This is a genomic window from Bartonella sp. AA86SXKL (assembly GCF_042196885.1).
The window spans coordinates 1-25,219 of the sequence record NZ_JBHIRE010000008.1 but is presented as its reverse complement, the minus strand read 5'-3'; the positions used below and the strand labels follow the sequence as shown (position 1 = coordinate 25,219).

Sequence of the window (25,219 nt, the reverse complement as noted above, 5' to 3'; positions counted from 1 at the left end):
CTTATTCTCCCTTAAAAGATTGGTATTTCGAGCTTAAAGCTTGTGCAACATTGGGCGGTACAAATGGTGTCACATCACCTCCCATAGAGGCAATTTGGCGTACCAATGTAGAAGTTATCGCACGCCCAGAAACACTTGCCGGCAAAAAAACAGTTTGCAATTCAGGAGCTAGAATGCCATTCATCCCTGCCATTTGCATTTCATAATCAAGATCAGTACCATCACGCAATCCACGAACGAGAAATGAAGCACCAACTTCACGCGCCTTTTCAATGAGAAGGTTACTAAATGAAAGAACCTGCAATCGATTAGAATCTGCACCAAATAAGTCCTTCCCGACCTGCGTAATGAAATCAACACGCTCTTCGAAGCTAAAGAGTGTTTTTTTGTCAGCCTGTATCCCTATAGCGACGACCACCTTATCAGCTAACACAAAACACCCTTTCAAAACATCAAGATGACCATTTGTAAGAGGATCAAATGAACCTGCGTAAAGAGCAATTTTCATGATTTTACTCCTTCCTCTTCAAAATTATTTTTCTTCGCTCATATCAATCGTATCAGAATGCTTCACACTTTCATCATCTAATGAACTCGTATCATCTTCAGGTTCAGAAATACGTTCAACCGATACGACTCTTTCACCTTCAGCTGTATTAAAAATCGTAACGCCCTTAGTTGAGCGCCCAGCAGTACGAATTCCCTCAATAGGGACACGAATAAGCTGCCCCCCATCTGATACCAACATAATTTGATCTTGCGCCTTCACCGGAAAAGCCGCTACTAATTTACCAATTTCAGCTGTTTTAGATGGATCTGTTGCGCGAATCCCTTTTCCGCCACGTCCCGAAATCCGGAACTCATAGGAAGAAGAGCGTTTACCATAACCAAACTCACTCACCGTCAAAAGCATTTGTTCACGTGCATGAAGTTCTGCATAACGTTCATCTGTTAACTCTGTTTCAGCACCCCCATCTTCCTCATCAAGAGTTATAATATCTTCAATATCAGCATCTGTACCAGAAGCACGCCGTTCATTCATTACACGTTTAATATAAGCAGAACGCTCAATGGACGTCGCCTCGACATGCTCTAAAATTGTCATCGAAATGACTTTATCGCCTTTAGCTAAATTGATACCACGAACTCCCACAGAATTACGCCCAGCAAAGACCCGAACATCAACAACTGGAAAACGGATACATTGTCCATTGGCTGTTGTTAGAACAACATCATCATGTTCTGTACAGGTTTCAACAGAAAGAATTTCATCTTCTTCATCAAGTTTCATCGCAATTTTACCATTACGATTAACCTGAACGAAATCTGATAATTTATTACGACGCACAGTTCCACGTGTTGTCGCGAACATAATATCTAATGCACTCCAGCTCGCTTCATCTTCAGGCAAAGGCATAATCGTTGTAATACGCTCACCTTGTTGTAAGGGAAGCATATTGATCAAAGCCCGCCCACGCGATTGGGGTGTCCCCAGCGGCAGTCGCCAAACTTTTTCCTTATAAACAATCCCACGTGATGAAAAGAAAAGAACCGGAGTATGCGTATTGGCAACAAACAACCGCGTTACAAAATCCTCATCCTTCGTGGACATACCAGAACGCCCCTTACCACCACGTCGCTGTGCACGATAGGTATTAAGAGGCACACGCTTAATATAGCCACTATGGCTTACCGTTACCACCATATCCTCTGATGCGATCAGATCTTCACTCTCCATCTCAGCGCTACCAAAACCAAATACGGTACGTCGCGGCGTTGCAAATTCCTCACGAAGAGCACTCAACTCATCCTTAACAATACACATAATGCGTACACGTGATGCCAAGATCTCAAGATAGTCAGCAATATCCACACCAATTTTATTCAATTCATCAGCGATTTCATCACGCCCAAGGGCTGTCAATCGTTGCAAACGCAATTCTAAAATAGCACGCGCCTGTTCTTCAGAGAGATTATAAGTACCATCCTCATGAATAATATGACGAGGATCATCAATAAGTTTAATCAAAGGCGCGACATCCATTGCTGGCCAGCGTCGCTCCATTAACTGTGCACGTGCTGTCTGCGGATCAGGAGCTTTGCGAATAAGCGCTATAATTTCATCAATATTGGCAACAGCAAGGGCAAGACCAACCAAAACATGTGCTCGCTCACGCGCTTTACGCAAAAGATATTTTGTTCGCCGACTGACAACTTCTTCCCGAAAAGAAACAAATGCACGCAGCATATCAAGCAACGTCATCTGTTCGGGTTTTCCCCCATTCAAAGCAACCATATTACAACCAAAGGAAGTTTGTAGCGGCGTATACCGATATAATTGGTTTAAAACAACTTCCGCAACAACATCTTTCTTCAGCTCAATAACAACGCGATATCCATCACGATCAGATTCGTCACGCAAATCAGAGATTCCCTCAATGCGTTTATCGCGCACCAATTCAGCCATTTTCTCAATCATTGTTGCCTTATTAACTTGATAAGGGATCTCACTCACAATAATTGCTTGTCGACCACTGCGAATTTCTTCGATCTCAACTTTAGCACGCATAATGATTGAGCCACGCCCTGTTTCATAAGCTGCACGAACACCAGAGTGGCCAAGGATAATACCCCCTGTAGGAAAATCCGGACCAGGAATAATTTCAATTATTTTATCGAGTGTGATATCGGGATTATCAATCAAAGCGATACAACCATCAACGACTTCACCAAGATTATGGGGAGGAATATTGGTTGCCATTCCCACAGCAATCCCCCCTGACCCATTAACCAAAAGATTGGGAAAACGCGCTGGCAAGACAACCGGTTCACGCTCACGCCCATCGTAATTATCCTGAAAATCAACAGTATCTTTATCAATATCAGCTAAAAGTTCTTCTGAAACTTTTTCTAAACGACACTCAGTATAGCGCATAGCCGCGGGTGGATCACCATCAACGGAACCAAAATTTCCCTGACCATCAATCAATGGATTTCTTAAAGAAAAGTCCTGCGCCATACGCACTAAAGCATCATAAATTGAAGCATCACCATGGGGATGGAATTTCCCCATAACCTCACCAACAACACCAGCAGATTTACGATATGACTTATTAAAAGAAAGCCCCATCTCATTCATAGCATAAAGGATACGTCGATGAACAGGCTTAAGACCATCACGAACATCAGGGAGTGCACGTGAAACAATCACGCTCATCGCATAATCGAGATAGGAGCGTTGCATTTCATCAATAATACTGATTGGTTCAATACCTGTTAGCACATCACGTTCTGGGTGTGGAGTAAGATCGGTCACAATTTTAAAACTTTCAAAAAAGAATCATTTCACTTTATTTATATCGAAAAATACACCAAAATGCTAATTTCTCCCCCATGACAAAAAAGAAATTTAACAATATTTTTCAAGATGTTATTAATTTATATTTTAAATTACCAATAATAATTAACAATTTTCACTTCGATAAACTTCAAAAATCTGAAACAAGCAAACCATAAAATGATCATAATACTGCAATTTAAAGACTCTTAAAAAGGTACGTCATCATCTAATTTGTGTGAAAAATTTTCTCCCAATTGATTATTATTTTGACCAAACGTATTTCTCTGATTTGAGTTACTATCGGCAAAGCCACCACTATAACTCCCCCCTTGACTTGCTCCTTGCTCCCCGCCCGCGGCTCCCCGCCCATCAAGCATTTGTAATTCGCCACGGTACTTTTGCAAAACAACCTCTGTTGTATAACGGTCATTTCCATTTTGATCTTGCCATTTTCTTGTCTGTAACTGCCCCTCAATGTAAATTTTGCTGCCTTTTTTTAAATATTGCTCTGCAACTTTGACAAGGTTTTCATTAAAAATAACAATATTATGCCACTCAGTGCGTTCTTTTCGCTCATTTGTATTCCTATCACGCCAACTTTCTGAAGTAGCAATACGTAAATTTGCCACTTGGTCACCAGAATTCAAACGGCGGATTTCAGGATCCGCACCAAGATTACCAATCAGAATAACTTTATTAAGGCTACCAGCCATCGCATAAACTCCAAAATTTTAATTCGTAAAATACTCTGTTTTATAACAGTTATAACCATCTCGACCTTCAATTTACATGTCTGCAATTGACCTTCAATATGGATATTGCTATCCTTTCCCAATATTGTATCCGTGTAATTATAACAAAAGATGATAAAGACGCATAGTTTATTCCACCACAAGAGAATAAAAAGCTGCTCATTTGTATTTTTCTTTTCACAAAACTTATACCTTCCTTTAGCATTAAAGCAGTTAAACACATTGTAATTCTAAAAAAACAGTTTTATTCCATTTTAGGTGCTCAATTTTTGCCACATATGCCAAGGATAAAGTATGACTCATCAAAAATATATCTCCATTCGCGGTGCACGTGAGCATAACCTTAAAAATATTGATCTCGATCTTCCTCGTGATAAACTCATTGTTATAACAGGACTTTCTGGATCAGGGAAATCATCCTTAGCGTTTGATACAATTTACGCTGAAGGACAGCGTCGCTATGTCGAAAGCCTTTCAGCCTATGCACGCCAATTTTTGGAAGTCATGCAAAAACCTGATGTCGACCGTATAGACGGTCTCTCTCCAGCTATCTCCATTGAACAAAAAACAACCAGTCGCAATCCTCGTTCAACGGTAGGTACCGTTACTGAAATCCACGATTACATGCGTCTTCTCTTTGCACGTATTGGTATTCCTCATTCTCCTGTGACAGGACTTCCTATTGAAAGCCAGACAGTAAGCCAAATGGTGGATCAAATTATGTCCTTACCAGAAGGAACGCGAATTTTTATTATGGCCCCTTTGGTGCGAGGACGAAAGGGAGAATATAAAAAAGAGCTAACAGAACTTTTAAAAAGAGGATTTCAACGCGCTAAAGTTGATGGAAAATTCTATGAAATCGCTGATATTCCACCTCTTGATAAAAAATATAAACACGACATCGATGTCGTGGTAGACCGCATTGTTGTACAGAAGGATATCACCTCTCGCTTGGCTGATAGTATAGAAACCTGTTTACAGCTAGCAAATGGGCTTGCCATTGCTGAAATGGCAGACCAACCCTTAGCACAAAAAGAAACGACAAAGGAATCTGCTCATAAGTCGAAAAATAATACACACAAACGGCTCATTTTTTCAGAAAAGTTTTCCTGCCCTGTATCGGGTTTTTCTATTCCTGAAATTGAACCACGCCTTTTTTCGTTTAATAATCCTTTTGGCGCCTGTCCTCTCTGCGATGGACTGGGCATCAAAAAAGCAATGGATCCACTGAAAATTGTGCCCAATAAAAATCTTACCCTCAAAAATGGCGCCATTGCTCCTTGGGCTAAATCGGATTCACTTTATTATAGCCAAACCCTAGAAGCATTAGGAAAAGCTTACGGTTTCAAACTCACAGATCAATGGTGTGAACTCTCTAATGAAGCACAACAGGCTATTCTCTACGGTACAAAAAGAGATGAAATTTCTTTTATCTATAAAAATAATTCTGGTTCGCATAAAACGACCCAACCTTTTGAAGGAATCATCCCTAATATGGAGAGACGCTGGAAAGAAACCGATTCTGCTTGGTCTCGAGAAGAAATCGAACGTTATATGTCTTCTTCGCCCTGCCCAGCTTGTCACGGTTATCGTTTAAAACCAGAGGCACTTGCTGTAAAAATCAACGGAATGCATATTGGGCAAATATCAGATCTTTCTATTCTAAAAGCAGATGATTGGTTTGCCAATGTTCATCAATATCTCACAGAAAAACAACGTAATATCGCCGTACGTATTTTAAAAGAAATTCGTGAACGTTTGGCTTTTTTAAATCATGTAGGATTGGAATATCTTACCTTGTCTCGAAATTCAGGAACGCTTTCAGGTGGAGAAAGCCAACGCATTCGGTTGGCATCCCAAATTGGTTCTGGTCTTACAGGCGTTCTTTATATTTTAGATGAACCATCTATCGGTTTACACCAACGCGATAACGAACGCCTGTTGGAAATGCTGCGCCATTTGCGCAATCTTGGCAATACAGTTATTGTTGTTGAACATGATGAAGATGCTATTCTCACAGCGGATCATGTTGTCGATATGGGGCCTGCCGCGGGCGTTCATGGTGGAGAAATCATAGCGCAAGGGACACCGCAGGAAATTATAGAAAATTCAGCCTCTCTCACAGGCCAATACCTTTCAGGAAAAATGGCTGTTAAAATGCCGACAGAGCGACGCAAAATATCAAAAACGAAAATACTTAAAATCATCGGCGCCAAAGGCAATAACCTCAAAAATATCAATGCGAATATTCCTCTTGGAACCTTCACATGCATAACTGGTGTTTCTGGAGGAGGAAAATCAACATTTCTTATTGAAACGCTTTTCAAAGCAGCATCACATCATATCATGGGCTCTCATCATACTCCTGCCAGCTATGACAAAATTGAAGGATTAGAATTTCTTGATAAAGTCATCGATATCAACCAGTCCCCTATTGGACGCACCCCACGCTCTAATCCCGCAACCTATACAGGCGCTTTTACACCGATTCGTGAGTGGTTTGCCGATCTTCCAGAATCAAAAGCCCGCGGTTACAAAGCTGGGCGTTTTTCATTTAATGTTAAAGGAGGACGTTGCGAAGCATGTCAAGGTGATGGAGTCATCAAAATTGAAATGCACTTTTTACCTGATGTCTATGTTACTTGCGATGTCTGTAAAGGAAAACGCTATAACCGAGAAACACTAGAAATAAAATTCAAAGGACAGTCTATAGCCGATATTTTGGATATGACAATTGAAAAGGCAGAGGAATTTTTCCAAGCTATTCCCGCTATTCATAATAAAATGGAAACTCTCATTAAAGTAGGATTGGGTTACATAAAAGTAGGACAGCAAGCAACCACACTTTCTGGTGGGGAAGCACAACGTGTAAAACTTGCGAAAGAACTTTCTCGTAAAACAACGGGACGTACACTCTATATTTTGGATGAACCGACAACAGGTTTACATTTTCATGATATTTCCAAACTTCTTGAAGTGCTTCACGAACTAGTCGAGCAAGGCAACACAGTTATAGTCATTGAACATAACCTTGATGTTATAAAGACAGCCGACTGGATTATTGATTTAGGACCAGAAGGTGGAGATCGCGGTGGTGAAATTGTTGCAATTGGACGCCCTGAAGACATCATTAAGGTTCCCGCCTCCTATACGGGAAAATTTCTAAAACATGTTTTACTGCGCCCATCTCTCTATAATTCCAATTCTTAGAAACGCTTTCTATTGTAAAATACAGCATACTAACAAAGCCTGTACTTTTATTATTACCTGTAAACCAACACCTAATTTCAGTGGTGCAACACGTTTGAAGCAAAGACTAAAAACAATTTAGCGCTTTATAAGCTGTTTCAGTTGTCGTATTGCCAAATAGGAACGCGCACATAATTGCGTATTTATTCTCTGTTTTGTTTATACCTGAAACGACCAGACAGCCTAAACTGGGAAGAATATGAAGTTTTAAGGGTATAAATAAGTTCCTATCTTTCCATTTCCTTTTAATTTATCTTTATGATTTTCAAAGACATCCACAGCAATATCTTATAATGAAGATTGCCATTGCTTCACGCTTTTATTTATCGCATTCCTTAATAAAGATCACATTCCTCACGAAGGAACAAAACGCCCCAAACGGAATATATTTGCGTTGCCAATTCCCACATCTGTTTTAAAGAAACATTTCTCAATGCTCTCAAGCCCATTTCACGACGGCTCCTATGAATGCTATAATGATAAACTCATTATTGTACACCACCATCTTTACATTTATGAAGAAGCATAATCGGCATCATCACACTCTTTTCCAATATTTGTCTTCCCTACTCCCTAATATTGTAAAGCCTTTAGTTATCGAAAGCTTTCATAAAAAGCATTTTATTTCTTTTTTCAAATGTTGTTATCCACACACTCATAACTATTTATGATATATAAAAGTATCGTTTTGATTGATTGACGATAAAAAGATCTAAAATGAGAAAATCTTACGCTATTAGAGTTTCTCATTTAATGTGGAGAGAGTCTAATTATCCTTATAAGTCAAGATATTATCTAACAAAAAAGAAACAAAACTCTTTTATTATATTATTTGAATTCTTGTATAAGAATTGTAAGTTTTTTTCCCAAAAAACAGTATTTGGCTGTATTCTACAAAAGAAACTCTCCTAAAAGAGCTTAGAGTATCATTATTTTCGACTTTTTGTGCACAAAGTATCTGTTGGACATCTTACAGTTGTCAATATAATGTGATGCAGTCTAAAAAGACAAAATAACGTTGGAGATAATTTCAGCATGAAAAAAATTGAAGCCATTATAAAACCTTTCAAACTTGATGAAGTGAAAGAAGCGCTTCAAAAAATTGGGTTACATGGTATTACAGTAACAGAAGCGAAAGGTTTTGGTCGTCAAAGGGAACATACAGAACTTTATCGTGGTACGAAATATGTTGTTGACTTTCTACCTAAAGTAAAGATTGAAATTGTTGTGTCCGATGAAAAACTGGAACAAACTGTTGATGCAATACGTAAAGCAGCTCAAACCAAACATATAGGGGATGGAAAGATATTTGTCTTTTCCATTGATGATGCAATTCGTATAGGCACGGACGAAACCGGTATCGATGCCCTTTAATAAATAACGAGAAAATTCACTTTTTTATCCACCTCAACGCCATATTAAGGAAATTGAATATGACAACCGCATCAGATATTATCAAACAGATTACAGACAACGAAATCCGTTTTGTTGATTTACGTTTTACTGATCCACGAGGAAAATTGCATCATATTACAATGGATATCGCAGAGATCAGCGAGGATACTTTTAGTGATGGTGTCATGTTTGATGGTTCTTCAATTGCTGGTTGGAAAACAATTAATGAATCTGACATGATTTTAATGCCAGATCCAGCAACAGCACATATTGATCCTTTTTTTGCTCAATCTACTTTGGTCATATTTTGTGATGTACTTGATCCTGTCTCTGGTGAGTTTTATCGTAGAGATCCTCGTTCTATCGCCAAAAGGGCTGAGGTTTATATGAAATCTTTAAACATTGGAGATACAATCAATGTGGGTCCAGAAGCTGAGTTTTTTATCTTTGATGATGTACGCTATAAAACGGACCCTTACAACACAGGGTTTAAACTCGATTCAAGTGAACTTCCCTCTAATGATGATACGGAATATGAAACAGGAAATCTAGGGCATCGCCCACGAATAAAGGGAGGCTACCTTCCTGTTCCGCCGATTGACTCCTGCCAAGATATGCGTTCTGAAATGCTCACAGCACTCAAGGATATGGGCGTACAGGTCGAAAAACACCATCACGAAGTAGCAGCAGGACAACATGAATTGGGTATTCGTTTTGATACACTTGTTCGCGAGGCTGACAAGATGCAAATTTTTAAATATGTTGTACATCAAATAGCAAACAGCTATGGGAAAACAGCAACCTTCATGCCAAAACCAGTTTTTGGTGATAACGGCTCTGGAATGCATGTCCACATTTCCATTTGGAAAGATGGTAAACCCATTTTTGCAGGAAATGAATATGCCGGACTATCAGAAACCTGTCTGTTTTTTATCGGTGGTGTTATTAAGCACGCAAAAGCAATAAATGCTTTTACCAACCCATCCACAAACTCCTATAAACGTTTGGTTCCTGGTTATGAAGCTCCTGTTCTTCTTGCCTATTCAGCACGTAATCGTTCTGCATCTTGCCGTATTCCTATGAGCTCCTCACCAAATTCAAAACGCGTAGAAGTTCGTTTTCCAGACCCAACAGCAAATCCCTATTTGGCATTTGCAGCCCTTTTAATGGCTGGTCTTGACGGTATCAAAAACAAAATTCATCCCGGACATGCTATGGATAAAGATCTTTATGATCTTCCCTTAAAGGAACTTAAAGAAATCCCTACTGTTTCAGGAAGCCTGCGTGAAGCGCTTGAAGCACTTGACAAAGATCGTGGCTTTCTTAAAGCTGGCGACGTTTTTGATGATGATCAGATTAATTCCTTCATTCAAGTAAAGATGCAAGAAGTCTTGCGTTACGAAACAACACCCCATCCTGTTGAATTTGATATGTACTATTCTGTTTAAACAATCAATACGCATTCTTTTGATTTTAAAAATGGAGGCTTTTGCCTCCATTTTTGTGGATATTCTTCTCATGCAAAAGCGCAAGAGGCTTTTTGCTCGTCCGCTTTTCCTTTATAATGTGTTGAATCTCTTCAAATGAATTAACAAAGGTTTCTAATGCCGCGAATTTGTTTTCTCGTTCCCGTTCTTTTATGCATTGTCTTTATCACATCAACAACTAAAGCACATACAATAACCAACCAAAAACTTACAACTCTTGAGAAAGCAACATCTGCTTATAGTAAAGCACTTAAAAATGCCGATGCAAATGCCATCTTAAATGCTATTCCTCCCCAAGTCATCAACCGCTTAACCGCCAAAAAAAATCTTAATCAATCACAATTTCTACAAATCATGAAAAGCCAAATAGAACGGTTGGCAGAAAGTTACAAGATTGAAACGATCAACATTGATCAAAAACAAAAACGTGAAGGTACCCTTGATAATGGTACCCCTTATTTTGTTATACCCGTGGAGCTTGTAACCACAACAAATGCTGGAAAAAAATGCTCTATTCAAACTGAAATTATTGCCCTACTTCACGATAACCAATGGTATTTTATCCGTGGCAATGACGAAGCGCTCTTAACCATAACCAATGAACTATTTCCTGGACTTGATAAAGTAAAAACCAATCCTCAAAAAGTCACAAAAATACTCTGAGCGAAAAGAATGCACGTAAATAAAAGATTTTCCCCTATAAACAAGTTGTAACAATTGTAGCAGCAGCATTAAATTCAACTTTTTTATGAGCACGGCGTGCTATTGTGTCTTTATCCGTTCCCCATTGCTCCATCATCCAATCTTCATCTAAATGGGCAATAGACCAAGCATGATCAGCATCAATGTTTCCCGCAGCAACAGCAAGAGCAATGAGAGCAGATCCCGTTAATGTTGTCATCATATGAAGTGCCGCAAGTATATAAGCAGACTCAACTCTACGTAAATAATGACTCACAGCTTGAAGTGCTTCTGGTGATTGTTCCACATGCATCAGCCCTTCTGTCAAATAAAACCGCGCACCCAGTTTTTTTTCTGCCCAATCTAATAAAGGATCCCATTGTTCAGATTGTTTTTGCACCAACTCTTTAGGTGTCTGTGCACGATAAAAGATCATATCACATGCAACGAAACGCAATAAATCTTCAAAAACCGCCTGCATATCATCAGCGATACCATCAATAACAGTATTAACCAAACGCGTCATCGGCATTTTTGCAGGATCAACAACGTGCTTTTGGTTCTCAAATTCCTGAGCAACGTATTCAGCAAACACTTCTGTTGGCACATGAAAATGACGCCTTGCGGGCGTTTTTACAGGACGTTCATCCAACAAAATCGTAAAGCCGCCCTCCTCACAAGCGATCTTCACTTGCTTATAAAACCGTTTTGGGTGTGATTGGAATAAAAGATTTTGAATCTTTTGAACAGAACTCTTTTTATTCAATGGCATATCAAAATGATCCAAAATCTCACGCATATTTGTTTACCTCTGATTTTTTCAAGAAAGCGACTGTTTCTTTAGGTTCTGTAGCTTCAATAAGGTTTAATCTGACCTTCTTAACGATTCCAAAGAAGAAAAAAATCTTGCCAATCTCAATCTAACTTAAGAGTTATATTTCATGTTTCTTTTACAAACAAGACAATGATGATTGCCTTTTATATATTTAATACAATCATAATAGTAAAACAATTTTTAAAAGTATTATCTTAATTAAGACGTTAAATATATTGAGTTTTATGGCAAAGATGTTCACGCCTTACCAATTTGCTTATTATTCACCTATAATAGTATTATCAATATGAACAGATTCAAAAACGCTGCTCATCCAAAAAATGATAGAGCAGTACGGTTTACGTGTCATTCACCTTCGCTTAACCATTCCAATAATTCTCTAACATATCCAATAAATACCCTGCATAGAATTTTTCTGCTCAATTACTCCCCTAAAAGACAATGTTTTACGGCATGATAGAATAATGAACAGACAAAATTATAATTGTAAATTTTCTTTCATATATACATTATTTTATAAAGCACTAAATTACTTAACGCATTGTGCTTGATATACTCTACATATTACAATAGTTTAAATTTAGTCATATAATTATAAAGAATAGAGATCATGCAATCTGAAAATAATACTTTTATCTATACACTTGGCCCTGCAGATACTAACTGTGCAGCAGCAGCACAGTGGTGGCTTGACAATCACAATAGAAGTGTTTTGTTCACTGACTCGAGATCCCGTATTATCTTATACGCAACTCTTGAAGAAGCATTTAATGAATTTGCTCAGAAAAAGGATGGATATCTCTTAAGCTGTGCTGCTTACCCTGATTTGCATACACTCATATTTACCCGTTTAGGTGATATGCAATTATTTGACAGCTTTATCATGCCTACTCACTCTATGGTTTTAGCTAAACGCAATAACATTGATGAAATTAAAACCGTAGCGACTCATCCTGCCCCGCAATCTCTGGTAGCTCATCAATATGACAAAGTATTTGCCAACAGCAATGCTGATGCAGCCGTTTCTTTGTAAGGCTGAAAAAGCCGATGCTTGTATCACAACATCGGTTGCGGCAAATCGCTATAGGCTGAGTATTGTCGAAAATTTTGGACAAGTGCCAATGGCCTTTTTGCTCCACTCACTAAAGTCAACTAATCATGAAAAAATCTGAAGCGCTTCTTTCCATTGTTAACTTAGTTGACAAATTCCGTATGCGCCAAGAACGAGATGGGAGCATTAAAGAACCAACTTCAGCAGATAATAATATGATCAATGAATTGATCACTCTGCTGAACCACCATGCTAATATTCTTGACGGATTATCTCCAAAACTTTTAGCGACCATTTCTGATGATCTTCATCAGTGGATGATCAGCGGTTTAACGACCCCTCCTCAATTTGATAACACTTTGGCTGCTTTCAAAGCCCCATTACCAGATGCTCCCTTGTTTTTCTTGGCTCCAATGCGTGCAACAAATGGACCTGATCCAGAAGGATTCCGGCTGGAATTAGTTACAGGATATCGTCATGAAACGGCCTATCTTGCTGACGCCTCAAAATATACAAATAATTATCTGTCACCTTTTCAATGTATAAAAATGGGAATAGCATCAAGAGGTTTTTTAGAAGGCAATTGCATTGTTCTATTCCCAGAATCTGTAGCAACTGCTCAAAAAATTGTTAAGCAAGCATTTGCTTTGTTTTTTTCAGTAAATTCTTTGATATTTACAATAAGCAAACAATTGTGGAAGCTGAACGTTTACTCGGCCGTGATAGTAAATTCCTATTCGGTCAATTGCATAGTCGAAACTTATCTAAAGAAGACATTTACGATGCTCGCTGTTTGTGGGGCTATTATCATGACTATGCACATCATACTGGACCGCGGCCATTGGATAAAAATCTATATATAAAATTAAATTGGTTCACTGGTCTTCTAGAAGAAACTAAAGTTGATTTAATTACAGTGCGTATTATGCTACAAAATCATCCAAAATTTTGGAAAGAAATAACTGAATTTGTCCTATTAGAACGCATATTCCGTTATCCAAAAGATTCTGATCAGCATATGACATTCGATGCTGGTAAAGGGATCTTGCTTTTTGAAATATTGATGCGGAACAAAGCATTGATTGAAACAAATCAAGGTTATCTTCAATTTGATTTGGAGTGTCTTGAAAAAGTAATAATATTGATGATAGCAGATATAGAAGCACTTGAAGCATTAGATGATGACGCTTATTTGGCAGGAGCTAAAGATTATATCCAAAATAATCTTGGAAAACCACAGACCTCAAAGTCACGATTTAATTTTTCAACATCATCTTATGCACAGCGAGTGATTAGAGGATTAAATCATTGAGTTTTATAAAAGGACGATTACTATTATTTACTTTTGCCATTCTAGCATTGTTTTCCATAAGTTGGTTATTATCTAAGAATTTGGTTAGCAATATACCCGTCATGCATGCGGTTGGACTTAGGTTGTTTGCCACCGCTGCCACCTTATGGCTGATTGCAGTATTTCGTGAGAAAGCTGTTTTCAGATCCCTACCATTGCTTTCCATGATACCTTCTTTTTTAATTCTATCAGTATTAGGATTCTCGCTGTATTTTGTATGCAGCTTTGGTGCATTAAAATCACTCAAAGCCAGTGATTTAACCATGGTGCTCGCTACTATTCCAGGAATTACTTATATATTAGGTGCATTGACAAATGTCCTTAAATTCTCATGGCTGAAGCTTAGTGGAGTGATAATTGTCAGTGTAGCAGCTGTGGCATTCAATATAAACAATGGAGAAGGTGGATACAGCCTAATAGGAATAGCTCTTGCTTTAACAGCAGCCCTTTCTTACTCTGCTTATGGCTTATTGTCTAAACGTTATCTTAAAAATTTACCTTTGCTCACCTCACTGGCTTGGATCACGACAATTTCTGCAGCATCATTTATGCCATTATTTATTTTTGATCCTGCCCCACTCTTATATCTTAAGTTAGAAGATATATTTAAAATATTGATTTTAGGAACTGTTTGCTCGGCACCAGTTTACGTATTATACCAAAAAGTTTTAGCCGAAGGAGGCGTATTATACGCCAACACTATCGGCGTATTATCCCCTTTTGCAGTGGTTGCATGTGAATGGATAATCGACTCGAGCCCTTCTCTCAACATTATCAAAATAATTGCTATGATTGTAGTTGTTATAGGGATGACACTCTTATTTATAGATGCATCAAAGGTATCTACATGGCAACATAAACGCCATTCTCAAAACTCCAAATTTAATAAGGAAACAAAATGAAAAAACTCGCGTTAGTTTGCCAGCGCAATGCAAAATTACCATTTATATTTGAAGCAGCACAAGCAGCTAATATCGAATTAGTAATGATCTATGATACCGCTGAAAGCGCTCCCACTCAACACCTCGCAGCAGTCACTTCAACTTGGCAACTTCCTGTTTTTGATAACCCAGAGCTAGCTCTAGACACTTTTGCAACAGGAGCAAAAGAACGCAATATTGCTGGGGTTATGACCCTTCGCGAAGAAGCCATTCTATGGACAGCTTTGGCTGCAAAAAAAATCAATACTCCAAGTATTGAACCAGAAGTAGCAGCATTAACCAGAAATAAATATCTCATGCGTCAAGCTTTTGCTAAAGCAGGCTTAAGAACACCAGGATTCTTTTATATAGATAATCCAGAAGACCTATCACAAGTACATGCCTTAGACTGTCCACTCGTTATTAAACCCGTCTCTGGATGGGCAAGTGCAGGCGTCATGTTAGCTAAAAATTCCATCGAACTTCCTGATCTCATTAAAGCCGTATGGAATGTTCAGCATAAAGACATGGCACGTTTTAATGATAAAAATAAACCTGTAGGTTTAGTCGTAGAACAGTATTTGTCAGGAAAAGAGTTTGTCGTAGAATGCTTTGTTGATACAGCAGGTGTACACGTTCTATCCGTTGGAGACAAGGGACAGCCTGAGGGACCATGGTTTGAAGAAACAATTTATCGTCAACGCTGTGATATAGATGATCCTTTAATTATTGCTTTATGTGAGGCTGCATGCTCTGGAGTTAAAGCTCTTGGTATAAATATGGGAGCTGCCCATGTAGAGCTACGCCTAGATACTAATAATTTACCTTATATCATTGAGATAGGCGCTCGTATAGGTGGATCAGGTGTTTCCCATTTTATTGTTGAGCAAGGTACAGGAATTTCATTTGCAAAACTATGTATGAATGCCGCTTTAGCTGAACAAACCCCAGACCTTCCCGATATACTCCCAACTGAAAAAGTGGCGGCAAATTATATTATTCCTCTTCATGGGTATGGACGGTTTTCTGGATTTTCAGGTCTAGATAAGGTTGCACAGCATCCTCAAACCGCCAGAACTATCATTTTTTTTGAAACCAATCACATTTCACCACCTCCACCAGCATTTGGTGGATATCCTGGTTTTATTTTCTCTGTTCATAACTCAAACGAAGAAGCACGCAATTACCATAAATGGCTCGATGATACCTTAAGCATCATATGGCAAAATACTGATTTATAATGATAATTTATCGTTATTCATATTGAATGAGAACGCCGATATCGTAGGATTTTCTCATTTTAAATCTGTTTATCAGATGAACAAATTTTTTAAAGCATTTGAAAAATGCTATAGTAGATAAAAATAAATCAACACGATATTTTCATATTTATTAAAACACATGATATCATTATTAAAAGAAGAAACTAAAATTCTGCACAAACAATGGTTTTAATTCCGATAGTAGAACAAGACTTTGAAAATCACATTTATTATTTTTTTAAAAGATTTATTAAAAATGATAGCGCAAACCACCAGAAAAATGAACTCCAGAAAAACCAGCCTTGGTTAACCTATGCTGATAGCTAAGATCACTGTAAAGTGTAACTTTAGAAGAAAACTGCGCATTGATACCCAAACCTGTTTCTAAGGAAGAACCGAAAGCACTCAACTGAAAAACATCTTTAAAATGAACAAATTGTTCTTTACCAAAACAATGAGCAAGATGAATATTGCCATAAAAAGAAGTGATACGATCCTTATCAGAGGCTGTAAATGTTTTACTTAAACGCCCACCAACACGCACAAACCATTGACTCATTTTTTTCATATCAACATCAAATCCATCAATATCACGAAACTTATCAAATTGAAGATGTTGATAAATAAGCTGAAGTTGCGGATCAAAAATAAGATCTTTATATCCTGTCATAAACGTTTTACCAGCAGAAAACGAAACGTTCAAAGGATTTGCTTTTAATGTCGCCGTCTTACCCCAAACATGGCTACGCACATCCCCTTTAAACAAACCATAAGATAAAAGACCATCTATATAAAAACCAGTTTTGTGTTCCACACTACCGTATGACGTAAATGACCATTTATTAAACGTACTCTTTTGGCTTCGTTCCACGTTACGAGGTTGTAAAGAAAGCTTTCCATAGGTTCCCATAATCCCAAAAGATGTCGTACTATATGCGCTCTCTATTGTTTTGAGCAAAATATCTGTTTTTATAGCGTTATAATCAACATGACCATCGTACCCATATTTAAGTATAGAAAGATCTGAGACATAACGATAACTCCCACCATAACCGTGAACAGATAAAGCAAAGTTCCCTTCAACTTTTAATAATTTACGAGGAATAGACCGCGTAGCTTGCAACTGCTTTTGTTGATGACCAATATCCATGAGCCCAACATGAAATAAAGCATTTGGTAACAAAAGATAAGTTGGAACTTGTGGAACAACCTCTCTGACCTTTAACTCGGAAGGGGGAATAGCAGACACCTCTAAAGCAGGCTGAATATATTTACTTTCAAGGCGAAAATCCCAAAAATCTCCATCTCCTTCAACCAATCTTTGAGAAGTTTGTGCATTTCCAAGAGCAGAAGCTGGACCATAAGCATGAAGATAATATTGGTAAGGCAAACCCTCTAATGCGATATAAGCACGATTTAACTGAAAAGAATCCTCTGCCGCTTTTCCAGAAACCTGAATAAGTGAAATACTATGAGCATTTTCACCGGTTGCTATCTCACCCTGATTTCCTGCAACAAATTGCACATAAACTGTTGTTTTTCCAGAAACATCACCATGTATTAAAAGCCGATCAGTTTTTTTATTATCGAGCAAACCATCACTACTGAGATGCGTATTGAGATAAATATCTGCCCTATCTTGCGCACTATAAACTTCTTTTTCTCCCTTCCCAATATGAAGTGTCTGATACTCCTGAAACATTGGAGTCTCAAAAGCAATAAAACTATCAGAAACTTTCACAAATGAAATAGACGAACTTGTACGGTTTGCAACTTGCAAATCGATCTCTCTTCTTTTTGTCAAAAACCATTTTGATCCCCCTGTTAAATAAAGCTCAGCAATAGAATCATCGGCAACACGAGTCCCTCCTATCAATGAAGAAGAATTAGCCAAAATCGCTACACTCCCCCCCTTTTCAACTGTTAATAATAAGTCACCAAAAATTTTTGTACCTTCTGTTACTCCAATATAACTACGACTGTTATTACTATGAACAGCTGTCCCATCTGGAACCTCAAAAATCGTCCTTTTCAAAAAGACAAGCCCCTGTTCATACGCATCATTTTCCCCATCCCTCTCAAAATACATACCATGTTTGTTACCTATTGCTTTAATTGTTGAATCTTCAATATTAACCCGCGAAATTAAAATATTTCCTTCCCTGCCGTTATTGGATGGCGTGTTAGAATCTTGTCCAACTGTTAAAACATGAACATCCGTAGAAATAATATTCGTATTTTTTACATAAACAGAACCCTGATGTTTTACATTGAAAACTGTATGTGTACTTTTTTCATTTGTATTTTCTTTGTCTTCTGTTTTTTGATATTTTGAAGCAATGGTAACACCATCTAAAGTCGCACTCCCCCCTCTCCCCACATAAAGCGCAGCAGCATCATTCACATCAATAAATCCACTTTTCATCTGAATACCCGCATCAGCACTAACGAAAAGAGCACTCTCTTGACCGATACCCAAACCTTCCACTTTAATTTTTGTATTCGTTAACGTAACAGATGCTCCTCGCTTCTCTGCATAAGCAGCAATCTGAGAAGCCTCAATTGTTCCACGATTAACCTCAATCATTCCACTATCAGCTTTAAGACCTATTGATACATTTTTAAAAGCTGAATCGCTCAAAACAATTTTTCCCCCTCGTGATACAAAAACACCATAAATATCTTCTATACCCGCAGTAGCTTCAACCTCTACACGCGTTGCCTGAATAACTGTATTTGGCTCCTGCACTACTATAGCAGCAGGTAACATGAGAGAACGACCCTCCCCATTCTTTTCTTTAACAGGCGCCGTGAATTTATATACTTTATCACTAATTGTATGCTTTGAACCATCACTGCATCCGTAAGGTAATTTGTTTTCATCACATGACAGTGATGTATATGAATGAGAATGTGCCTCAATATTTATATTTAACAAAAAAGAAAAAATAGCTGCTGTAAAAAAGCACGAATACAAGTGATTGTTAGATACCTTGACTATCATTGTTTCTCAAAACTTTCTTTTTTCAACAAAAACAAAAAATGCTGGAAAAAAAATAAACCACAAATTAAACACAATAAGAACAAAACAAACAAAATTATTTTATTTTTTTATGATAAAATCATAGCATTCAATAATATGTTTTGTGTTTTATGTAAAGAAAGAACAAAAAGTTTAAAAATACCATTTAGGAGGACAATCCCTTTAAAGAAGGCATCTCAAAAACCGCTGAAAACTGTAATTACAAAAGTCCCAAAAACCAATCTTAAAAAAACGTGAAAAAATGCGAATTTTGAAGAGATATAATATTCAATTTATCTCACCACAAAAAAATAAAAATACAACAACATGAGAATAACTTTTAAGATTAAACGATTAAAACGTTTTAATAAAACACAGCACAAAAAGATACAATATACGAAATCTATAACCGCATCATCTCTTCAACCACAACAAAAAAACAAGAAATTGCACACTAATGTATAAGCTAATGTACACAATTTCTATATTAAAAATGTTAAATATCTAACAAAGAAATTTGAATAAATAAAAAACTTCTCCTAATACCCTATCATCAATGATTTGAATTAATAAATGTAATATTTTAGATCTTTTGATAAAATCTAAAATACAGTAAAACACTCACCATTCTGAACTTAAAAAACACCAAAATAAAATTTCATCAAAATTAGCTCTATGAAAGCTATCTGTTTATTATCGTTAAAGCAGATATTTTAGCAAAGCTATTATTTGCCATTCTTTATATTGAATAAATTTCTCTAAACAACAACCCACTATCCTCCGCTAGCATCATCTGACCACAACACTATTGCCAATCTCGTAGCTGATGAATATAACTACATTGGAGACAAAAGAGCTATATTTCTCTCTTCTCCCGTTTAATATTTTTATTTAATTATTGCTTTAAAAATCAACGTTCTACTGTTGATGATCACTTGTACAAAGCTTTTTTTATTTTCTGGCGCTTTTTATCATTTTCAAAACGTATCATCAAATCTCGCTCTTGTTGTGTCGAATTGGTTACACCAAAAGTATCATTGTCCATAACCTGCTGATACCCTGCTACCATTAAATTAACTAAAAATGAATCACTTCGCGGCGTTGATGAAAAATAGATTCCCTTTGAAACTTGTAATTTGTACCGATAACCTGCTTTAGTCATGCACTCATAAACTGCTGCAAAATCACTTGCACGCGAATCCATATTTTTAGAAGAAGCGTAGATTGGTTTCCAACCACATTTTGACAGTGCTTGTTGGACCATAGACTTACTGACACCAGACTTTTCCCATAATTCTAACGTCGATGGGGGAGGTTTGCTAATACACCCAGCAGAGCTTAATAAAATTATAGCACTCAATAATTTCAATGTTTTTTTCATTTCCCCCTCCGTCAATATTTACGATAGAAAGACTGATAAGTCTTCTAATATTTACTCACACGCAAAATGACTTTTGTTAGCATATAGATATTGAAGAAACAATCCCACCCCCCATGGAAAAACAAGAATGTAAGGATTTTTGATTACAGCAGCCTCAATACTTAAGGTTGACATTCAGGTTGTTCTTTATGCTCTTGACAATGAGGACTATTCAAACGCCTCTCTACACTTCGCTGAGGAATAACTGCATCAGGCTGACAAATTGGAAGATTTTTATATTTCTCACACCACTTCATTCTTCCCAATTTATCTTGGAAACCTGCTTGGATCATACATGCATTCACAGACTCCTCAGCATTGAATTTCTCATCCGTACTTGTTTCTGTATCAAGACGACCATCAAAATGCTGTATTCCACATTCTAACAGAGCTTTTTTGATCTCAAGCTGATCAGTACCGGATTTTTCCCATGCATCTACAGCTGTTCGAGAAGGCTGCTCAGGGTAGCATCCAGCCATAACAAATAAGGTTATCCCGCTTAATAATTTTAAAATCTGCTTCATTTTCCTATCCTTGAGTAATTTTGAGATTACGAAACAATCTATAAATTATTTTACATGCTATTTTTTATTTCCAAAACAATGATGAACATTATCAACATATATTATTTTTATCTTTCCGAAGATTATACCATAATTATTATATCAAAAATACGGTAAAATTATTACTAAAATCATATATCTATCAACGATATGCTTATAATTATTATCAATATTTTGATTACAACCAAAATAGATATTTTATATTATTGCGCCAACAGTTGTGGTACCCATAAATAAATAGCATTGACATGCTGAATTAAGCCCCCCGCGTACGGGTATGAAAAACATGAAGGTAGGGACTGTGATCGTCACAAACAGCAAAACTTAAGGTTGGCATTTGCGACTATTTTTATACTTTTTACAAAAAGGGCTGTTCACGCGCTTCTTGACACTGCGCCTCGGGATGACAGCGCCTGGACGACAAATGGGCAAGTTTTCGGCTCTATGATTCTCGCACCAAGTCCCCCCACTTTATCACGGAAACCTGATTGGAACATACAAGCTTCTATGGTTGCTATTGCATTGTAGCTGAGCTTTCTGCTTTCTGGATCAACATCATAAGGCGTTGGCATACCACATTCTAATAATGCTTTTGCTACCTCAGTAAAATCTGCTCCAGGTTTCTCCCACGTAGCTATCTCTCCTGGAGGAGTTTTATTAAACTGGCACCCAGCTATACTCAATAGAGTTATCGCGCTTAATAATTTTAGAGTTTGTTTCATTTTTACTCCATGATTTAATTCAAGGCTTTTGTTCTAAATGAGATGTGCCATAAAACTTTTGGCATTTATAACCCACATCTCCAAGACAAGTATGGAAGCTTATGGGATTCATGATCACTCTCCACCATTCTTTCCAAACGTTACTACCAGCAGGTATCGTCTCGTAGGTATAGCCATTACCGCCAATAATTCTGCTTACAAAGTCAAATCTATTCCCATCAAAACCAATAATGGTTTGTTTGCCATCACTCACATAACCTAACAGACCGTATGCAACTAAAACATTAGAGGCTGGTCCATAGAAATTGATATTCGTGTTATCGGCTATCCCGCGAACACCTTCTTGTTTGAAAGAATTCAGCATATTCCCCAATGTCATTGTCCCGCGGCTATGTCCATAAAGTTCCAACCCTGTAATACCATGGCTATACACCAAATCTTTTGCTTCTTGTGTGGAATTGGTCAAACCCCAAAAGTTATTTTCCATAAACTTCTGATAACCCGCGACCAAAAGTTCTGAGATAGCAGAATCAGCTTCTGGGAACACAACAAAATAAAGCGGATTATTTTTATCCTTCGCATGTTGCTCTGTATAAACAGCGGCTTCCTCTGGTGGAGTAAAGATGCCATTAAAGGATACATGCACCTTGCCATCAGAACCTTCTTGCAAATGCTGCTTTTCTTCATCCGTTAAATAATGAAAGAGAGGGAACAATCCCACCATTCCAAGCGAAGGCAAGGATAGCGGATTGTTGCTTATCACTAGCTGCAAGATTTAAGGATAGCATTCATATTGTTCTGGATGCTTTTTACAAAAAGGGCTGTTTAAGCGCTTCTTGACACTGCGCCTCGGGATGACAGCGCCTGGACGACAAATCGGCAAGTTTTCGGCTTTATGATTTCCACACCAGCCCCCCCTATCATATTTATCATGGAAACCAGCTTGAATCATACAAGCTTCTATGGTTGCCCATGCATTGTTGCTTAAATTTCTGTTTTCCGGAAACACATCATAAGGAGCTGGCATTCCACATTCTAAAAGTGCTTTTTTACCTCAAACCGATCTGCTCCTGATTTCTCCCACACCGTGAAGTATTCTTCAGGAGGTTTATTAAACTGGCATCCCATTATAACTAATAAAGCTATGCAACTCAATAATTTTAAGCTTTGTTTCATTTTTTCCTCCTTAAAGGGACTTGTACTCGATTGAATGAGCCATGAACATACCGACATGCTTGGCTCGCATCTCCAAGGCAAGTATGGGGATTTATGGGATTTGTAGCCACTCTCTACCATTCTATCCAAACGTTACTGCCAGCAGGTATCGTCTCGTAGGTATAGCCATTACCGCTAATAATTCTGCTTACAAAGTCAAATCTATTCCCATCAAAACCTGTTTCACGCGTCTGTGAATGGCTGCTATGATGGTCTGTCATGCCAACAATCGTCATACTTTCTCCCATTACATTGATATCTTGATCGGAAATCAGATGAGAAGCAATAATCGTAGCATCTCATTGTACATCCATATCAACATTGCCTGTTGCCTCAAGGATAGAGAGAATTGTTGTTGTGTGTGTTTCAGAGCTATTGGAAGATTTCTCGTGTAAAAAGCCATTTTCCGATGATTGTTTTTGCTAGTCGTAGTGTTCTTGAGCGCCTTTTATGGTAATATTGAATAATTTTGCACCGAAATACAGTTGCGGAGTGCATTTTGTCCGCCTCCACTTGTAATAAAAATTACTCTTGTATCAATATTAAAAAAATAAGTTTGATCCTTCCTCTTGTGAGAACAATAACAATAAGAATCGTAAAACTGTCACACGTTCATTGTTCTCTTTAATTTACTCTTCTATGAGATTTTATTGTAATACCTTGCTGCTGTTTATTAAAGTTTTTGTAAAAACAATGATACAATGCCTCATGTAACTTTGTTATCCACTATTTTCTACCAACGCCAATCCTCTTTGAGAAAAAATACATAAAGAACTTTATCTTCGCTTCTAAAAGCAATAGTAATTTTCTAAACAACAAAATTTAAACAACCAATTTTTTAAAGAGCTTAAAAAACAATTCTTACAATAACTTCTCTTGTGAAACAGAACTTCATTAATACGTTTAGAAAAAGATATCTGCCTATAATCATGTATCTGGTAAAATCTATTTGCACTGTTAGGCATTTTAACCTGAAAGACTTATATTGATGGCACAGCTCACCATCAAAAAAACGCCTAATATTTATATGATTTTGTCGTTACCGTAAGCAATGGCTTACAAAAACTTCCAAAGCAAAATAATAACGAGCAGATTTTTTCAATCTAGATTGTTCTAACCTTTAGAGAAAACAATCAAACACCTGTTCTCCTGATGACATCAGCTATTTGTTTTGAGTTTTTTCTCTATTCACATTTTATTGCTGTTTCTTTTGCTAGAAATAACAAGACCTCTTTTTATCTATATAGATAATTGATTTTATATATCTTTTTAAAAGTACGGGATACGTGGATAAAAGTTAAGGGAATAGGATTTTTAACATTTCTCTATAAAGCACGCTTCGCACAATGTTTCTAATGTTTCTTTGAAGTCTGCTAACGCTTCTTGATGTAAGCCATCTAAAAGTCTCATAAACGCAACAACAGTTTCACGTTGCAACGGAGTAGAAGGCTTTATGATGATGCTTTTTCGACAAGAATAGGCTTCTTTCCTTAAGAGTAAAGCCTTCTCTTGATCTAAAGCATAGAGTTCAATTATCTTTTCCTCCAGTCCTACAGGAACAGATTTTTTGCCAATTTCTACAGCAGATAAAAATGATACAGATATGTCTAATTTCTTAGCCATATCTAAGAGGCGTTCGGAGTGATCAATGCGAAGTTTCCGTAAAATTTTACCAAAAGATGTAACCATATAAAAAGTCCTATTAGAGAAGAAATATTTCTTCTGATTCTAACAAATCTTTTTATGATTTTCTTCAATTATTACGAATCAAGAGTTCTTTTCGGGGTGGTTTTTTAGCAAAACCAGAGGTCCAAAGGGTCTCTAATTCTAAAAAGTCAAAATCCTTAAAGATCTCTCGAACCGCATCACAATCATTTAGACTCAAGACAAATTTGCCTTGTATGCTTTTGAGAACTTTTGCCATACTCACAAAATCATCTTCAACAAAATTCCC

The 25,219-nt window shown here is 37.3% G+C and carries 19 protein-coding genes and 3 pseudogenes; 9 read left to right on the top strand and 13 right to left on the bottom strand.

What is annotated here, in order from left to right; all coding sequences use genetic code 11:
• Nucleotide 1 precedes the first annotated feature (1 nt).
• The 3 genes from coaD to ssb all read right to left on the bottom strand — a co-directional run bounded on the left by coaD (nucleotide 2) and on the right by ssb (nucleotide 4,053).
• A complete protein-coding gene (gene coaD / locus ACFIO5_RS05100; protein WP_375633839.1) occupies nucleotides 2-508 on the bottom strand; it encodes a pantetheine-phosphate adenylyltransferase in 507 nt (168 codons plus the stop codon).
• Nucleotides 509-532: 24 nt separating this feature from the next.
• A complete protein-coding gene (gene gyrA / locus ACFIO5_RS05095; RefSeq protein ID WP_375636823.1) occupies nucleotides 533-3,316 on the bottom strand; it encodes a DNA gyrase subunit A in 2,784 nt (927 codons plus the stop codon).
• 230 nt (nucleotides 3,317-3,546) lie between these two features.
• Complete coding sequence (gene ssb / locus ACFIO5_RS05090; RefSeq protein ID WP_375633841.1) at nucleotides 3,547-4,053, bottom strand: single-stranded DNA-binding protein; 507 nt, start codon at nucleotides 4,051-4,053, stop codon at nucleotides 3,547-3,549.
• A gap of 333 nt (nucleotides 4,054-4,386) precedes the next feature.
• On the opposite strand from ssb, the gene uvrA reads away from it, so the two are divergent.
• From uvrA to ACFIO5_RS05070, 4 genes are all read left to right on the top strand, one after another.
• The gene (gene uvrA, locus ACFIO5_RS05085) at nucleotides 4,387-7,302 is read left to right on the top strand and encodes an excinuclease ABC subunit UvrA (protein ID WP_375643017.1); all 2,916 of its coding nucleotides are present in this window, start codon (nucleotides 4,387-4,389) and stop codon (nucleotides 7,300-7,302) included.
• Nucleotides 7,303-8,376: 1,074 nt separating this feature from the next.
• On the top strand, nucleotides 8,377-8,715 hold the full coding sequence (locus ACFIO5_RS05080) for a P-II family nitrogen regulator (RefSeq protein WP_015856528.1): 339 nt from the start codon (nucleotides 8,377-8,379) through the stop codon (nucleotides 8,713-8,715).
• Nucleotides 8,716-8,774: 59 nt separating this feature from the next.
• Nucleotides 8,775-10,184 (top strand): type I glutamate--ammonia ligase, encoded by a 1,410-nt coding sequence (gene glnA / locus ACFIO5_RS05075; protein ID WP_375634454.1) that lies wholly within the window; start codon nucleotides 8,775-8,777, stop codon nucleotides 10,182-10,184.
• A 156-nt stretch (nucleotides 10,185-10,340) separates the two neighbouring features.
• Nucleotides 10,341-10,886 (top strand): hypothetical protein, encoded by a 546-nt coding sequence (locus tag ACFIO5_RS05070; RefSeq protein WP_375621407.1) that lies wholly within the window; start codon nucleotides 10,341-10,343, stop codon nucleotides 10,884-10,886.
• A 34-nt stretch (nucleotides 10,887-10,920) separates the two neighbouring features.
• On the opposite strand, the gene ACFIO5_RS05065 is transcribed toward ACFIO5_RS05070, so the two are convergent.
• On the bottom strand, nucleotides 10,921-11,703 hold the full coding sequence (locus ACFIO5_RS05065) for an ATP12 family chaperone protein (protein ID WP_375705133.1): 783 nt from the start codon (nucleotides 11,701-11,703) through the stop codon (nucleotides 10,921-10,923).
• Nucleotides 11,704-12,349: 646 nt separating this feature from the next.
• Here ACFIO5_RS05065 and ACFIO5_RS05060 point away from each other — a divergent pair.
• From ACFIO5_RS05060 to ACFIO5_RS05040, 5 genes are all read left to right on the top strand, one after another.
• The gene (locus tag ACFIO5_RS05060) at nucleotides 12,350-12,772 is read left to right on the top strand and encodes a hypothetical protein (RefSeq protein ID WP_375634453.1); all 423 of its coding nucleotides are present in this window, start codon (nucleotides 12,350-12,352) and stop codon (nucleotides 12,770-12,772) included.
• A gap of 125 nt (nucleotides 12,773-12,897) precedes the next feature.
• Nucleotides 12,898-13,653, top strand: a complete 756-nt coding sequence (locus tag ACFIO5_RS05055) for a DUF6421 family protein (RefSeq protein ID WP_375634452.1) — start codon at nucleotides 12,898-12,900, stop codon at nucleotides 13,651-13,653.
• Nucleotides 13,632-14,102 (top strand): hypothetical protein, encoded by a 471-nt coding sequence (locus ACFIO5_RS05050; RefSeq protein ID WP_375634451.1) that lies wholly within the window; start codon nucleotides 13,632-13,634, stop codon nucleotides 14,100-14,102. The genes ACFIO5_RS05055 and ACFIO5_RS05050 overlap by 22 nt, the downstream gene beginning before the upstream one ends.
• A complete protein-coding gene (locus ACFIO5_RS05045; protein ID WP_375634450.1) occupies nucleotides 14,099-15,043 on the top strand; it encodes a DMT family transporter in 945 nt (314 codons plus the stop codon). The genes ACFIO5_RS05050 and ACFIO5_RS05045 overlap by 4 nt, the downstream gene beginning before the upstream one ends.
• Nucleotides 15,040-16,302, top strand: a complete 1,263-nt coding sequence (locus tag ACFIO5_RS05040; RefSeq protein ID WP_375634449.1) for an ATP-grasp domain-containing protein — start codon at nucleotides 15,040-15,042, stop codon at nucleotides 16,300-16,302. The genes ACFIO5_RS05045 and ACFIO5_RS05040 overlap by 4 nt, the downstream gene beginning before the upstream one ends.
• 271 nt (nucleotides 16,303-16,573) lie before the next feature.
• Here the strand turns inward: ACFIO5_RS05040 and ACFIO5_RS05035 are convergent, their stop codons facing one another.
• The 9 genes and pseudogenes from ACFIO5_RS05035 to ACFIO5_RS04995 all read right to left on the bottom strand — a co-directional run.
• Nucleotides 16,574-19,327: an autotransporter family protein gene (locus tag ACFIO5_RS05035; RefSeq protein ID WP_375633848.1), complete on the bottom strand. Its 2,754-nt coding sequence runs from the start codon at nucleotides 19,325-19,327 to the stop codon at nucleotides 16,574-16,576.
• Nucleotides 19,328-20,276: 949 nt separating this feature from the next.
• The gene (locus ACFIO5_RS05030) at nucleotides 20,277-20,726 is read right to left on the bottom strand and encodes a hypothetical protein (protein ID WP_375680610.1); all 450 of its coding nucleotides are present in this window, start codon (nucleotides 20,724-20,726) and stop codon (nucleotides 20,277-20,279) included.
• Between the two features lie 161 nt (nucleotides 20,727-20,887).
• Nucleotides 20,888-21,289: a hypothetical protein gene (locus tag ACFIO5_RS05025; protein ID WP_375617749.1), complete on the bottom strand. Its 402-nt coding sequence runs from the start codon at nucleotides 21,287-21,289 to the stop codon at nucleotides 20,888-20,890.
• A 363-nt stretch (nucleotides 21,290-21,652) separates the two neighbouring features.
• Nucleotides 21,653-22,050: pseudogene (locus tag ACFIO5_RS05020) on the bottom strand (hypothetical protein).
• A gap of 19 nt (nucleotides 22,051-22,069) precedes the next feature.
• Entirely contained in the window at nucleotides 22,070-22,789 is a 720-nt protein-coding gene (locus ACFIO5_RS05015) for a filamentous hemagglutinin (RefSeq protein ID WP_375705132.1), read from the bottom strand.
• Between the two features lie 36 nt (nucleotides 22,790-22,825).
• Nucleotides 22,826-23,226: pseudogene (locus ACFIO5_RS05010) on the bottom strand (hypothetical protein).
• A gap of 113 nt (nucleotides 23,227-23,339) precedes the next feature.
• On the bottom strand, nucleotides 23,340-23,501 hold the full coding sequence (locus ACFIO5_RS05005; RefSeq protein WP_375617748.1) for a hypothetical protein: 162 nt from the start codon (nucleotides 23,499-23,501) through the stop codon (nucleotides 23,340-23,342).
• A 1,078-nt stretch (nucleotides 23,502-24,579) separates the two neighbouring features.
• A complete protein-coding gene (locus ACFIO5_RS05000) occupies nucleotides 24,580-24,954 on the bottom strand; it encodes an XRE family transcriptional regulator (protein ID WP_375705131.1) in 375 nt (124 codons plus the stop codon).
• 64 nt (nucleotides 24,955-25,018) lie between these two features.
• Nucleotides 25,019-25,219, bottom strand: a pseudogene (locus ACFIO5_RS04995) (DNA adenine methylase); the annotation flags it as partial.

Bases quoted from the DNA above. Each gene is read 5' to 3' on its own strand.
- coaD (WP_375633839.1), bottom strand. From the start codon at position 508: ATGAAAATTGCTCTTTACGCAGGTTCATTTGATCCTCTTACAAATGGT.
- ssb (WP_375633841.1), bottom strand. From the start codon at position 4,053: ATGGCTGGTAGCCTTAATAAAGTTATTCTGATTGGTAATCTTGGTGCG.
- uvrA (WP_375643017.1), top strand. From the start codon at position 4,387: ATGACTCATCAAAAATATATCTCCATTCGCGGTGCACGTGAGCATAAC.
- ACFIO5_RS05080 (WP_015856528.1), top strand. From the start codon at position 8,377: ATGAAAAAAATTGAAGCCATTATAAAACCTTTCAAACTTGATGAAGTG.
- glnA (WP_375634454.1), top strand. From the start codon at position 8,775: ATGACAACCGCATCAGATATTATCAAACAGATTACAGACAACGAAATC.
- ACFIO5_RS05070 (WP_375621407.1), top strand. From the start codon at position 10,341: ATGCCGCGAATTTGTTTTCTCGTTCCCGTTCTTTTATGCATTGTCTTT.
- ACFIO5_RS05065 (WP_375705133.1), bottom strand. From the start codon at position 11,703: ATGCGTGAGATTTTGGATCATTTTGATATGCCATTGAATAAAAAGAGT.
- ACFIO5_RS05060 (WP_375634453.1), top strand. From the start codon at position 12,350: ATGCAATCTGAAAATAATACTTTTATCTATACACTTGGCCCTGCAGAT.
- ACFIO5_RS05055 (WP_375634452.1), top strand. From the start codon at position 12,898: ATGAAAAAATCTGAAGCGCTTCTTTCCATTGTTAACTTAGTTGACAAA.
- ACFIO5_RS05040 (WP_375634449.1), top strand. From the start codon at position 15,040: ATGAAAAAACTCGCGTTAGTTTGCCAGCGCAATGCAAAATTACCATTT.
- ACFIO5_RS05035 (WP_375633848.1), bottom strand. From the start codon at position 19,327: ATGATAGTCAAGGTATCTAACAATCACTTGTATTCGTGCTTTTTTACA.
- ACFIO5_RS05030 (WP_375680610.1), bottom strand. From the start codon at position 20,726: ATGAAAAAAACATTGAAATTATTGAGTGCTATAATTTTATTAAGCTCT.
- ACFIO5_RS05025 (WP_375617749.1), bottom strand. From the start codon at position 21,289: ATGAAGCAGATTTTAAAATTATTAAGCGGGATAACCTTATTTGTTATG.
- ACFIO5_RS05005 (WP_375617748.1), bottom strand. From the start codon at position 23,501: ATGACGATTGTTGGCATGACAGACCATCATAGCAGCCATTCACAGACG.
- ACFIO5_RS05000 (WP_375705131.1), bottom strand. From the start codon at position 24,954: ATGGTTACATCTTTTGGTAAAATTTTACGGAAACTTCGCATTGATCAC.